Source organism: Lutibacter sp. TH_r2 (assembly GCF_033101135.1).
Classification (GTDB): Bacteria; Bacteroidota; Bacteroidia; order Flavobacteriales; family Flavobacteriaceae; genus Lutibacter.
In genome coordinates, this window is record NZ_JAWMPV010000001.1 from 20,004 (window position 1) to 33,611 (window position 13,608).

A 13,608-nucleotide genomic window follows, 5' to 3' on the forward strand; every position below is an offset into this window, starting at 1 on the left:
AGTAGTAATAATTAAAAGTTGTAATGAAATTATAATGCCAAAAATCTTTTATGCCAACTGTTTTGAGCTTCAACTTCCCATTTATTTTCAAAATCTTCTTTAGAAGCAACCATATTGTTAAAAACTATGGTTTCTGAAGTAATTTTATTTTCTTTAGCATATTGCTGAAAATCAGCTAATTTAACAACATTTATTGTTTCATTTGTTTTAAATGAAATATTCATTTTATTGGTAAAATCTACCTTAAAATCATTTTCAAATTGCTGAAATAGTTTTACGGAAGCATCAATGGAACAGCCAGAAACATTGGTGAAGTTTTCATCTACAACAACAATAACAAACTGATTGTATTTTATTAAAAATGAAGCTTTTAAATCGTCTCCATGACGCTGCCATGTATTTAAAAAATCAATTAAATTTTCACTTATACTTTCCACTTCATTTTGCTTTAATTCTCTATTCGCTTGGTAAATCCAAACTCTAGAGTTTAATGGCATTTCATTATAACCTACATACATATACTATCCTAATTTGTTATTAAAACTTCTTAATTTTATAGCTGTCAATACTTTTTTTGTGTACAGTGGGAAATCTGCATTTTGAATCCACGAAAAATAACCTTTATCTTTTTCTAACACTTCTAATACTTTTTTACCCTTGTATTTTCCGAACGTAAAAATTTCATCTTCATCTTCATCAAACATAATAAAACCTGCAAAATCTGCTCGTTTAGAATGTGTAGAATATTCATTTAAAAACTTAATATCATTTTCTAAATCTTCGTACGTATCTAATTGTGCTTTTAAAATCTCATATGTTGCGTTGGTATCAGCTTCAGCAGAGTGGGCATTGTCTAAATTTTTATCACAATAAAATTTGTAAGCTGCACTTAAAGTTCTTTGTTCTTTTTTATGAAATATAACTTGTACATCTACCGCTACTCTATTTTTCATATCAAAATCAATTTCAGCACGAAGCATTTCTTCTGCCAATAATGGTATATCAAATCTGTTGGAATTAAAACCAGCTAAATCACAACCTTTAATTAAATCACTTACTTGCGAGGCTAGCTCTTTAAAGGTTGGTTCTGTTACAACTCTTTCGTTTGTAATTCCGTGTATATCAGATGCTTCTTTTGGTATTTTCATTTCTGGATTTACTAACCAAGTTTTACTTTCTTTATTCCCATTCGGGAATACTTTTAATATTGAAATTTCTACAATTCTATCTTTGGCAATGTTAATACCTGTTGTTTCTAAATCAAAAAATATGATTGGTTTTTTTAAATTTAATTCCATTTGGATTAGCTATTTTTTATAAAAAGTAAATATACAACTTGAATTTAATGATTGTTGTTTTTCACTTAATTTTATGGGTAATTTTAACAATATGTTTATATGTATTATTCGTTTTCTAATTGCTTTTTGTAATTCTCAATTTCTGCTTGGTATTTTGCTGGTAATTCTGGTTCTTCAAAATTATATTTTTCTAGAGTTTCTAAAATTGTTTTAGCAACAATTAACCTTGCAGAATCTTTATCATCAGCAGGTACAACATACCATGGTGCGTTTTCTTTAGATGTTTTATTCAACAACTCTTGATAACAAAATTGATATTTATCCCATAATTTACGTTCTTTTAAATCACTAGGAGAAAATTTCCAATTTTTTTGTTTTAATCTTAATCTACGCAACAATCTATTTTTTTGCTCTTCTTTAGAAAGATTTAAAAAGAATTTTAAAATAATAGTTCCGTTATCTGACAACTGCTTCTCAAAGTTGTTGATTTCTTCCATTCTTTTGTTGTAAAAATCATCGTTTAAATCGTCTAGACTTTTTACAGTTGGAATATTTTCTCCAAATACGTATTCTGGGTGTACTCTTGTAACCAAAACGTTTTCATAATGTGTTCTATTAAAAACTCCAATTTTACCTTTTGCTGGTAAAGCAATATAATGTCTCCATAAATAATTATGACTCTTTTCTAGTTCTGTAGGTACTTTAAAACTATGTACTACAACTCCACGAGCATTTACTTCTTTAAAAACTTCTCTAATTAAACTGTCTTTTCCAGAAGTATCCATGCCTTGCAAACAAATTAATGCGGCATACTTTCCTTCAGCATACATAGTATCTTGTAGCTTACTTAATTTTTTTCTAACCTTTTTTAATTTTTTATCTGCATTATTAATTACTTGCTTTGAATTTAATTTTTCTAACTTTATTTCAGATATTACCTTATAATCCATTTTTATTTTTTTTTCGAATTTAAACAAAAAAACCTCTTTAAAAAGAGGTTTTTAAATGTATTTTTTAAAACAACTACTTACTTGCAAACAATTTTACGTCAGATTCAGAAACCTCATGTTCACCTAATATTATTAATCGTTCCACTACATTACGTAATTCTCGAATATTACCTGTCCAATCGTAATCTTGAAGCTTTTTTATAGCTAGATCTGAAAATATTTTTGTTGGTACTCCTTGATCTTTTGCAATCTGTTCTGCAAAAAAGTTTATTAGTAAAGGAATATCTTCTCTACGCTCATTTAATGCAGGAACTTTCACTAAAATCACCGCTAAACGATGGTATAAATCTTCTCTAAATCTACCTTCAGCAATTTCTTTTTTTAGATTTTTATTTGTTGCTGCTACTACTCTAACATCTACTTTAATATCCTTATCACTACCAACTCTAGATATTTTATTTTCTTGTAATGCTCTTAATACTTTTGCTTGAGCCGAAAGACTCATGTCTCCAATTTCATCCAAAAAAATGGTTCCTCCATTGGCAGCTTCAAATTTTCCAGCCCTATCTTTATTTGCACCTGTAAAACTACCTTTCACATGCCCAAACAACTCACTTTCAATTAATTCTGAAGGTATTGCGGCACAATTTACTTCAACCATAGGTGCTTTAACGCGTTCACTTTTTTCATGTAACCAATGTGCAACCAATTCTTTCCCTGTTCCATTTGGACCAGTAATTAAAACTCGAGCATCGGTTGGTGCAACCTTTTCAATCATATTTTTTATATGAGAAATAGCTTCACTTTCACCTATCATCTCATATTTTTTACTTATTCTTTTTTTAAGTTTTTTATTTTCAACAACCAATTCTTTTCTATCTACAGCATTTCGAACTGTGTTTAACAATCTATTTAGATCTGGCGGTTTAGAAATATAATCAAATGCTCCTAAACGCATAGTATTAACTGCGGTATCTAAATCTCCATGTCCAGAAATCATAACAATAGGAATTTCTGGTTTTAGTTTTTTTACTTTTTCCAAAACCTCAACTCCATCCATTTTTGGCATTTTAATATCACATAAAACTAAATCGTAATCTGTTTTTGCAATCATTTCAATACCTACTAAACCATCTTCTGCTTCTTCAACGTGGTATGATTCATTTTCTTCAGAAATTATTTTTTTTAATACTCTTCGAATTGCAGCTTCATCTTCAATAATTAGTATTTTACTCATCATTTTATTTTTATTCTTGATTGTTCTAATATTTTAGCCATTTCCACAGCTCTTTGTAACTTGGTTTTTTACCATACATTAAAATACCTACACGATAAATTTTTGCCGCAAACCAAACCATGCCAACAAAAGTTACCAATAATAATGCCATAGATACTATTAATTGCCAGGCTGGAACTCCAAAAGGAATACGCATTAACATTACAATTGGAGAGGTTAATGGAAATATAGAAAACCCTACTGCTATTGGACCATGTGGGTTTTCAATTACTGAAAAACCAACGTAAATAGCTATCATTAAAGGCATTAAAACAGGCATCATAAATTGCTGTGTATCGGTTTCGCTATCAACTGCAGCTCCAATTGCGGCATATATTGAACTGTAAATTAAATAACCTCCAATAAAATATATTATGAAGGAGAAAAACAGTGTCATTACTGGTAAATTTTTTATTTCAGCTAATACCAATTGTATATCGCTACTTGAAGATTGCTGTACTTGATTTGCCATTTCAGATGTAACACCAACACCTTGTACTCCTGACATATTTGTAGCGTCTGGGCCAAATATTAACGTTACAATAAATAGTAAAAATCCAGCGGAAATCATCCAAATAATAAATTGTAAAACACCTGCTAAAGCATTACCAAATATTTTACCTAACATTAATTGAAATGGCTTTACAGAAGAAATTATTACTTCTATAATTCTACTTGTTTTTTCTTCAATTACGCTTCGCATTACTGATGTTCCATAAATTATTATGAACATAAAAATTAGATAACCAAATCCTCCGCCTGCTGCCATTTTTAATACACTACCTATTTTTGAAGATTTTTCACCTTCAAAATTTTCTGTAATAAAACTAACATTAGTTTCGGTAGATTTCAGTTTTTCTAAATCAAAGTTCAATGCTTCTAATCGTAAGTTTTGAATTTTCTTTTCAAGTTTACCTTCTATACTACTAACCAAGCTTAAACTAGGAGATTCTTTAGAATAAAAAGAGATTTCACTTGCTAAATTTTTAAGGCTATCTACTTTAGGTATATAAATTAAACCATAATAAAACTGGTTGGTTTTATTTTTAGCTTCTTCTAAACCTAATGCTTTTAAGTCTAAATATTTTGTATGTTCAGAATCTTTTAAAACCGAAGCTAATTGCCCGCTTTCATCTATATAAGCTATAGTTCTAACTTCTTCACTGTTTTTTTGATTTAAAAAAACAATTAGCATTATTAATCCAACCATTAAAACTGGACTTAATAATGTTAGTATTATGAATGATTTATTTTTAACTTTTGCTAAAAATTCTCTTTTTATAATTAGTTTCAACTTATTCATTATTGGCAACTGCTTTTAAAAATATATCGTTTGCATTTGGTATAATCTCGGTAAAATGAGTGATTTGAGATTTCCCATTTAAAAACTTAATTAAATTTGTTGAAGTTTCGTTTTGAGGTAGTTTAATGGTAATTCCTAAATTTGAATTGTTGAAGTTTTCAGATTTTTCCACTGTAAATTTCTCTCTAATTTCATTATACAAGCCTTCAGAATTCTCGCATTGTAATCCAACTGAAAATTTATTCTCTTTAAATTCCGATTTAATATCACTTAATTTTCCATCTAAGATTTTATTAGATTTGTTAATTAAGGCAATATGCTCACACATTTCTTCAACCGATTCCATTCTATGTGTTGAAAAAATAATACTTGCGCCTTCATCTCGCAATTTCAAAATTTCATCTTTTATTAAATTGGCGTTAATGGGATCAAAACCACTAAATGGTTCGTCAAAAATCAATAATTTTGGTTGGTGTAAAACAGTAACAATAAACTGTACTTTTTGCGCCATACCTTTAGAAAGTTCTTGTATTTTTTTATCCCACCAATCTGAAATATCAAATTTTTCAAACCAAATTTTTAATCGTTTTTTGGCTTCAGATTTAGACAAACCCTTTAATTGCGCCAAGTATAAAGCTTGCTCTCCTACTTTCATACTTTTATACAATCCACGTTCTTCTGGTAAATATCCTATTTGGTGAACATGTTCTGGTATTAACGCTTCATCATCTAAATAAATTTTACCAGTATCTGGTAAAGTAATTTGATTAATAATACGAATTAGTGAGGTTTTCCCAGCACCATTCGGACCTAACAATCCAAATACACTCCCTTTTGGAACCGAAATAGAAACGTTGTTTAATGCTGTAAATTTTCCGTAATTTTTACTAACATTTTCAACTTTTAAAATATGTTTCATTGAAGAAATTTAAAATCAACAAACGAAAATAGTTTTAATTTATGAAAATACCGTTAATGTAATTATAAAAGTTATTGTAGTTTCTCAATATATTTGTTCTGAATTGTTTTTAAAAAGTCAATAGTAGCTTTTGGTTTTACAATACGAAGCATTTCAACAATTCCATTATTTGTATAAAAAATTCCTTTTGCTATATCGTAACTTCTATCTTTAACGTTATTTTTAATATCAAAGGTAAACTCTCTAAATTCATCCCAAGTTATAAATTTTGGAATTTCAGTATAATAAACATTATCTTCTGAATTAGATTTATAAATTCCCAGTTCTAATTCCTCTACATTAAAAAACCTATTAATTCTTATTAATGAATCCGTATTTTTAAAAGTTTCATCTTTAGCAAACTCAAAACCAGCATTTTTATAATATTGTTGAATAGTTTGAATTTCAGGATATCTACTAATACCTTTTACACGAATTCCAGGTAATTTTCTAGAACCTATTTTAACTTCACATTTTGCACCTTCTATTGCAATATTATTATCCTTATTTATTTTTTGAGTAACACGAAGAATTTTTTCAAATGAATTTGGTTGTTTAGTAACAAAAATTATGGACGTTGGTTTTTCAACATCCGTAAACCTACTGTAATAAGATTTATAAGGATCTGGTACATTTATAACAAATGTTTTTGCAATATTATTTGCATTAACAGTATCTATATTTTCTTGTATAATAACCTTTCCTAATAATTCTTTTGTAACCATAATTTTAATTTTTTAAGTGTTATTAAACTTATTCTTTTTTTTTTATAAAACCAAATAGAAATGTTTCATTTAGTAAATTTATTAAATTTATTATGCATGCATAACATTTTTTTATATATTTGGAAAATGCATAAAGAATTATCCATAGATCACGCATTACGAGCAACTTGGCAAGCTGTTGCTAAAATGTATAACGAACAGGCAAGTAAATATGATAGCACAATGGCAATGGCATTTGTGCTTCTAAATATAGATAAAGAAAACGGAACACCATCAACATCTTTAGGTCCACAAATGGGAATGGAGCCCACAAGTCTCTCCCGTATTTTAAAAAGTATGGAAGAAAAAGGAGCTATTTACAGAGAAAAAAACCCTGATGATGGTAGAGGAGTTTTAATAAAACTAACAGAATTTGGATTACAAAAACGTAAAATTTCAAGAGAACATGTTATTCAATTCAACAACACCATATTAGAAAATATCCCAGAAGAAAAAATAAATCACTTTTTTGAAGTAACCCAAACTATTAACACCTTAATTAACAATAAAAAAATTTTTAACAAAAAAACATCTAGGTAAAAAAAATCACACCATGAAAAAACCAATTAAAAAAATAGCTGTTATCGGATCCGGTATTATGGGATCTGGTATTGCTTGTCATTTTGCCAATATAGGTGTAGAAGTTTTATTGCTTGATATTATTCCTTTCGACCTAAACGATACGGAAAAAGCAAAAGGACTTACACTTAAAGACAAAGTAGTTAGAAATAGAATGGTAAACGATAGCCTTAAAAAAGCTTTAAAATCGAAACCATCACCTATTTACAATCAAAAGTTTGCTGAAAGAATTAGCACAGGAAATTTAGAAGACGACATTCACAAAATAAAGGATGTTGACTGGATTATTGAAGTTGTTGTAGAACGTTTAGATATTAAACAACAGGTTTTTGATAAAATTGAAAAACACCGTAAACCAGGAACTTTAATAACTTCTAACACCTCTGGAATTCCTATAAGTTATATGAATAAAGGAAGAAGTGAAGATTTCCAAAAACATTTTGCAGTAACTCACTTTTTCAATCCACCACGATACTTAAAATTATTTGAAGTAGTTCCAGGACCAAATTGTTCTCAAGAAGTTACAGATTTTTTAATAATGTATGGAGAAAAATTCTTGGGAAAAACTTCTGTTTTAGCAAAAGATACACCTGCATTTATTGGAAATAGAATTGGAATTTTTGGAATTATGAGTCTTTTCCACCAAGTAAAAGAATTAGACTTAACCGTTGAAGAAGTAGATAAATTAACTGGCCCAGTTATTGGACGCCCTAAATCTGCAACTTTTAGAACCGTTGACGTAGTTGGATTAGATACGTTAGTTCATGTGGCAAATGGAATTTATGAAAACTGCCCAAATGATGAAGCTCATGAATTGTTTAAACTACCTTCTTTCATAAATACTATGATGGAAAATAAATGGCTTGGAAGTAAAACCAATCAAGGTTTTTACAAAAAAGTTGTTGAAAACGGTAAAAAATCAATTCAAGCTTTAGATTTAGACACTCTAAAATATAGACCAAGTAAAAAAGCAAAATTTGCTACTCTTGAACTAACTAAAACTATTGATAAAGTTATTGATCGTTTTAAAGTTTTAGTTTCAGGAAAAGATAAAGCTGGTGAATTTTACCGTAAGAATTTTGCAGCCATGTTTGGATATGTTCAAAATAGAATACCTGAAATTTCAGATGAATTATACAGACTAGACGATGCTATGAAAGCTGGTTTTGGTTGGGAACACGGTCCTTTCCAAATTTGGGATGCTATTGGTGTTGAAAAAGGGATTGAGCTTATGCAAGCCGAAAACATTCCTGTTGCAAATTGGGTAACTGAAATGGTTGCAAGTGGAAACAAATCGTTCTACACAGTTTGCGATGGAGCTAAATATTATTATGCAATTCCTTCAAAATCTCAAGAAAAAATACCTGGTCAAGACAGTTTTATTATTCTAGATAATATTAGAGAAGCAAAAACTATTTGGTCTAATTCTGGAGCATCTATTCAACATTTAGGAAACGGAGTTTTAAATGTAGAATTTCAATCTAAAATGAATACGCTGGGAGGCGAGGTTTTACAAGCTATTAATAAAGGAATTGATTTAGCCGAAACTGAATACGATGCTGTAATTCTTGGAAATCAAGCAGCAAACTTTACTGTTGGAGCAAATTTAGCAATGGTATTTATGATGGCTGTTGAGCAAGAATATGACGAACTAAATTTCTCTGTAAAGTATTTTCAAGATACTGTAATGAGGTTACGCTACTCCTCTTGTCCAACCTTAATTACACCTCATGGCTACACTTTTGGTGGTGGTTGTGAATTAAGCATGCATGCAGATAGAGTTATTGCCGCAGCCGAAACTTACATTGGTTTGGTTGAATTTGGCGTTGGTATTATTCCTGGAGGAGCTGGTTCTAAAGAAATGGCTTTAAGAGCTTCTGAAGGCGTTTTAAAAGATGATGTGAAATTAAATAAACTACGTGATTACTTTATTAATGTAGCTATGGCTAAAGTGGCAACTTCAGCTCACGAAGCTTATGATTTAGGCTTTTTTAAAGAACATAAAGATATTGTTGTAGTTAATAAAGATCGACAAATAGCTACAGCTAAACGACACGCAATTCAAATGTTGGAAGATGGTTATACGCAACCTGTACCTAAAAAAGTTCAAGTTTATGGACAACAAGCATTGGGTATGTTTTTAGTTGGTACAGATAGTTTAGAAAAAGGACATTACGCTTCTGAACATGACAAAAAAATAGCTAATAAGTTAGGTTATGTTATGGCTGGTGGAGATTTATCTGAAACAACAATGGTTTCAGAACAATACTTGCTAGACCTTGAACGTGAAGCTTTTATGAGTTTATGTACGGAACGTAAAACATTAGAGCGTATTGAGCACATGTTAAAAACAGGTAAACCGTTACGTAATTAAAAATTGCTTTTAGCAGTTCGCAGGGAGCCAATAGCTCATTGCCAAAAGCTAATAGCCAAAAGCCAAATTAAAAATGAAAACAGCATATATAGTACAAGGATATAGAACAGCAGTTGGAAAAGCTCCTCGTGGAGTTTTTAGGTTTAAAAGACCTGACGAATTAGCTGCTGAAACAATTGAACATTTATTAAAAGATTTCCCTCAATTAGATAAACATAGAATTGATGATGTAATTGTTGGAAATGCAATGCCAGAAGCCGAACAAGGTTTAAACATGGGACGTTTAATCTCTTTAATGGGATTAAAAATTGAAGATGTTCCAGGAATGACAGTAAACAGATATTGCGCTTCAGGATTAGAAACTGTAAGTATTGCCGTAGCTAAAATTCAATCTGGAATGGCCGATTGTATTGTTGCCGGTGGTGTAGAAAGTATGAGTTATATTCCAATGGGAGGCTATCGCCCAGTTCCAAATTACAAATCGGCAAAAGAAGGTAATGAAGATTATTATTGGGGAATGGGATTAACTGCAGAAGCTGTTGCTCAACAATTCAAAGTTTCTAGAGAAGACCAAGATGAGTTTTCATTTAAATCTCATATGAAAGCTTTGGAAGCACAAGCCAATGGAACTTTTAATGATGATATTGTTCCAATTACTGTTGAAAATATTTTTTTAGATGAAAATGGTAAAAAGCAAACTAAAAACTACACTGTTTCTGCTGATGAAGGACCTCGTAAAGGAACTTCAAAAGAAGCATTAGCAAAATTGCGCCCTGTATTTGCACAAGGTGGAAGTGTAACTGCCGGAAATTCCTCTCAAATGAGTGATGGAGCTGCATTTTTATTAGTTATGAGCGAAGAAATGGTAAAAGAATTAAATATTGAACCTATTGCTCGTATGGTTTCTTTTGCAGCCGTAGGCGTTGAACCACGTATTATGGGAATGGGACCTGTAAAAGCTGTTCCAAAAGCTTTAAAACAAGCTAACTTAACACTAAATGATATTGAATTAATTGAGCTAAATGAAGCTTTTGCTTCTCAATCTTTAGCTGTTATGAGAGAATTAGATGTAAACCAAGACATTGTAAATGTAAATGGAGGAGCCATTGCATTAGGTCATCCATTGGGTTGTACTGGAGCAAAATTATCTGTCCAGCTTTTTAACGAAATGCGCAGACGTAAAAACAAATATGGTATTGTTACTATGTGTGTTGGTACAGGACAAGGAGCTGCAAGTATTTTTGAATTATTGAAATAAAAGAGTTTAGATAAAAGAGAAAAGAATATAGATAGAATGAGTCAACGAACTAGACATAATTATAAAAATCTGAAAATATGGCAATTAGGATTAGAAATTTCAAATGATATTTCAGATATCTTAATAGAATTTCCAAAACAAGAAATTTATGGTTTAAGTTCACAATTAAGTAGATGTTCTATCTCAATACCAAGTAATATAGCTGAAGGATCGTCACGAACAAATAAATCCTTTTCTCATTTCTTGGATATTTCTCTTGGATCTTCTTTTGAGTTGGGCACCCAATTACTCGTGGCTCAACATAGAGATTATATAACTAAACCAATATTAACTAATATAGAAAGTAAATTAGAAGAGTTTCAAAGAATGACTATGGGCTTTCAAAACAGTTTGAAAACTGAATAATATAAAGTCTTTTTTCTAAAATCTATTTTCTAAAATCTTAAAAAAAATTATGGCAACAATTAAAGGAGGAGAATTCCTAATAAAAGAAATAAAAGCTCAAGATATTTTTATATCTGAAGAGTTCAACGAAGAACAAAAAATGATGAAAGAAGCGGTTATAGAATTTATTGACCGTGAAGTTTGGCCTCATAAAGAACGTTTTGAAAATAAAGATTATGCGCTTACCGAAGAAGTGATGCGCAAAGCTGGAGAAATGGGCTTTTTAGGAGTATCAATTCCTGAAAAATATGGAGGAATTGGAATGGGATTTGTTTCAACAATGTTGGTAACAGATTATATTTCATCAGCAACAGGGTCTGTAGGTACTGCTTTTGGTGCACATACGGGAATTGGAACTATGCCAATTTTCTTGTACGGAACTGAAGATCAAAAGAATAAATATTTACCTTTATTAACTTCAGGAGAAAAATTTGGAGCCTATTGTTTAACCGAACCTGGTGCTGGTAGTGATGCAAATTCTGGTAAAACAACTGCTGAATTAACGGCAGACGGAAAACACTATAAAATTAACGGACAAAAAATGTGGATTTCAAACGCAGGTTTTGCCGAAATATTTATTGTATTTGCTCGTATTGAAGACGACAAAAAAATCACTGCTTTTATACTAGAATTCGATAAAGAAAACCCAAACGGAGTTACTTTAGGTGAAGAAGAACATAAGTTAGGTATTACCTCCTCTTCTACTCGACAAGTATTTTTTAACGATACTTTGATTCCTGTAGAAAATATGCTTTCAGAAAGAGCAAAAGGTTTTAAAATAGCAATGAATTCTTTAAATGTTGGTCGTATTAAACTAGGTGCGGCTTGTTTAGATGCAAGCAGAAGAATTATTTCACTTGCCGTTCAGTATGGAAATGAACGTAAACAATTTAATACAGCAATTTCTAATTTTGGTGCTATTCAAAAAAAATATGGTGAAATGTGTGCTAAAACATTTACCATAGATGCAGCTTGCTATAGAGCTGCTAAAGATATTCAAAATATGATTGATGCAGGTTTAGCTGAAGGGAAATCGCACCAAGATGCCGAATTAGCAGCTTTCCAAGAATATGCTATTGAATGTGCCATTATAAAAGTATACGCTTCAGAAGTTTCACAATTTGTTTCTGATGAAGGTATTCAAATTTTTGGAGGAATGGGATTCTCAAAAGATACACCAATGGAAAGTGGTTGGAGAGATGCTAGAATTACAAGAATTTATGAAGGAACTAATGAAATAAATAGACTTTTAACTGTTGGAATGTTGCTTAAAAAAGCAATGAAAGGTGAAATTGATGTAATTACACCTGCTACAGAAGTTGGAAATAGTTTAATGGGAATACCATCATTCGACACTCCTGATTATTCTGAAGTACTTTCTGAAGAAAAAGAAATGGTTGCCAAATTGAAAAAAGCATTTTTAATGGTAGCTGGTAAAGCCGTTCAAACTTTTGGTATGGAATTAGAAAAGCATCAACAACTAATTTTAGCTGCGGCAGAAATAATGATTGAAGTTTATATGGCCGAATCTGCCATTTTAAAAGCTGAAAAACTAGCCAAATCTACTTCTGAAAAAGAAGCTGAAGTACAAATTGCAATGGCTAAATTAAATTTATTTAATGCAGTTGAAACTTCAAATAGTTTTGGAAAAGAAGCCATTTTATATTTTGCAGAAGGCGATGAACAACGCATGATGTTAATGGGATTAAAGCGTTTTACTAAATACTCTAACAACCCAAATCCTATTAAATTAAGAAAAATTATTGCTGATAAATTAATAGCTGAAAATAAATATTGTTTCTAGTAAATAGAAATATTTTTAAAATAGAAAGCCTTCATTATTAATGAAGGCTTTTTTTTTATAGAATCATAAATTTATCTAAAAATTCATAATCAACTAGAAATCAATTATATTTTTTCGTAAATTTATACTATACATTCCAAACAAATGTATACCCCAATAATTTCATCATTAAAAAACTTCACAATTATGAAAAAAAATATTGGAATTTGGATTGATACTAAACAAGCAATTATTATTAAACTGTCAAACAACGGGCATTCTCTAAAAAAAATTAAATCAAACATTGAAACTCGCGAAAGAGTTGAAGGAGAAGGTAAAAAGTTTGGAAGATTTGGAGGTCAGTATTTAACTTATGAGAAAAACAGAGAGAATAAGAAAATATTACAAACAAATAATTTTTTTAAACATTTACTAAAAGAAATTGGTACTGTTGACAATATTGTGCTTTTTGGACCTTCAAAAATGAAAAAACTATTAGAGAGAGAAATAAACAATAACATTTTACTTTCTAAAAAACTCAAAGGTACTTTTAACTCTGAAACATTAACTGAAAATCAAAAAGTTGCTTGGGTTAAAGATTATTTTAATTAAATTTTAAAA

At 30.1% G+C, this 13,608-nt stretch carries 13 protein-coding genes; 6 read left to right on the forward strand and 7 right to left on the reverse strand.

What is annotated here, in order from left to right; all coding sequences use genetic code 11:
* Positions 1 to 29: 29 nt before the first annotated feature.
* The 7 genes from R3X25_RS00095 to R3X25_RS00125 all read right to left on the reverse strand — a co-directional run bounded on the left by R3X25_RS00095 (position 30) and on the right by R3X25_RS00125 (position 6,510).
* On the reverse strand, positions 30 to 518 hold the full coding sequence (locus R3X25_RS00095; RefSeq protein WP_317670596.1) for an ABC transporter ATPase: 489 nt from the start codon (positions 516 to 518) through the stop codon (positions 30 to 32).
* A gap of 3 nt (positions 519 to 521) precedes the next feature.
* A complete protein-coding gene (locus R3X25_RS00100) occupies positions 522 to 1,298 on the reverse strand; it encodes an exonuclease domain-containing protein (protein WP_317670597.1) in 777 nt (258 codons plus the stop codon).
* 104 nt (positions 1,299 to 1,402) lie between these two features.
* Positions 1,403 to 2,248, reverse strand: coding sequence for a PPK2 family polyphosphate kinase (locus tag R3X25_RS00105; protein WP_317670599.1), 846 nt, complete (start codon positions 2,246 to 2,248; stop codon positions 1,403 to 1,405).
* Positions 2,249 to 2,321: 73 nt separating this feature from the next.
* Positions 2,322 to 3,485, reverse strand: coding sequence for a sigma-54 dependent transcriptional regulator (locus tag R3X25_RS00110; protein ID WP_317670601.1), 1,164 nt, complete (start codon positions 3,483 to 3,485; stop codon positions 2,322 to 2,324).
* A gap of 25 nt (positions 3,486 to 3,510) precedes the next feature.
* Positions 3,511 to 4,827 (reverse strand): ABC transporter permease, encoded by a 1,317-nt coding sequence (locus R3X25_RS00115; protein WP_317670604.1) that lies wholly within the window; start codon positions 4,825 to 4,827, stop codon positions 3,511 to 3,513.
* Positions 4,820 to 5,746, reverse strand: coding sequence for an ABC transporter ATP-binding protein (locus R3X25_RS00120; protein WP_317670606.1), 927 nt, complete (start codon positions 5,744 to 5,746; stop codon positions 4,820 to 4,822). The genes R3X25_RS00115 and R3X25_RS00120 overlap by 8 nt, the downstream gene beginning before the upstream one ends.
* Before the next feature lie 71 nt (positions 5,747 to 5,817).
* On the reverse strand, positions 5,818 to 6,510 hold the full coding sequence (locus R3X25_RS00125) for a hypothetical protein (protein WP_317670608.1): 693 nt from the start codon (positions 6,508 to 6,510) through the stop codon (positions 5,818 to 5,820).
* A 126-nt stretch (positions 6,511 to 6,636) separates the two neighbouring features.
* Between R3X25_RS00125 and R3X25_RS00130 the strand changes: the two genes are divergently transcribed.
* From R3X25_RS00130 to R3X25_RS00155, 6 genes are all read left to right on the forward strand, one after another.
* Positions 6,637 to 7,089 (forward strand): MarR family winged helix-turn-helix transcriptional regulator, encoded by a 453-nt coding sequence (locus R3X25_RS00130; protein ID WP_317673368.1) that lies wholly within the window; start codon positions 6,637 to 6,639, stop codon positions 7,087 to 7,089.
* A 13-nt stretch (positions 7,090 to 7,102) separates the two neighbouring features.
* Positions 7,103 to 9,502, forward strand: a complete 2,400-nt coding sequence (locus R3X25_RS00135; RefSeq protein ID WP_317670610.1) for a 3-hydroxyacyl-CoA dehydrogenase/enoyl-CoA hydratase family protein — start codon at positions 7,103 to 7,105, stop codon at positions 9,500 to 9,502.
* 73 nt (positions 9,503 to 9,575) lie between these two features.
* Positions 9,576 to 10,760: an acetyl-CoA C-acyltransferase gene (locus tag R3X25_RS00140; RefSeq protein WP_317670612.1), complete on the forward strand. Its 1,185-nt coding sequence runs from the start codon at positions 9,576 to 9,578 to the stop codon at positions 10,758 to 10,760.
* A 36-nt stretch (positions 10,761 to 10,796) separates the two neighbouring features.
* Positions 10,797 to 11,165: a four helix bundle protein gene (locus R3X25_RS00145; protein ID WP_317670614.1), complete on the forward strand. Its 369-nt coding sequence runs from the start codon at positions 10,797 to 10,799 to the stop codon at positions 11,163 to 11,165.
* A 49-nt stretch (positions 11,166 to 11,214) separates the two neighbouring features.
* The gene (locus R3X25_RS00150; protein ID WP_317670616.1) at positions 11,215 to 13,008 is read left to right on the forward strand and encodes an acyl-CoA dehydrogenase family protein; all 1,794 of its coding nucleotides are present in this window, start codon (positions 11,215 to 11,217) and stop codon (positions 13,006 to 13,008) included.
* A 186-nt stretch (positions 13,009 to 13,194) separates the two neighbouring features.
* Complete coding sequence (locus R3X25_RS00155) at positions 13,195 to 13,599, forward strand: hypothetical protein (protein WP_317670618.1); 405 nt, start codon at positions 13,195 to 13,197, stop codon at positions 13,597 to 13,599.
* Positions 13,600 to 13,608 lie beyond the last annotated feature (9 nt).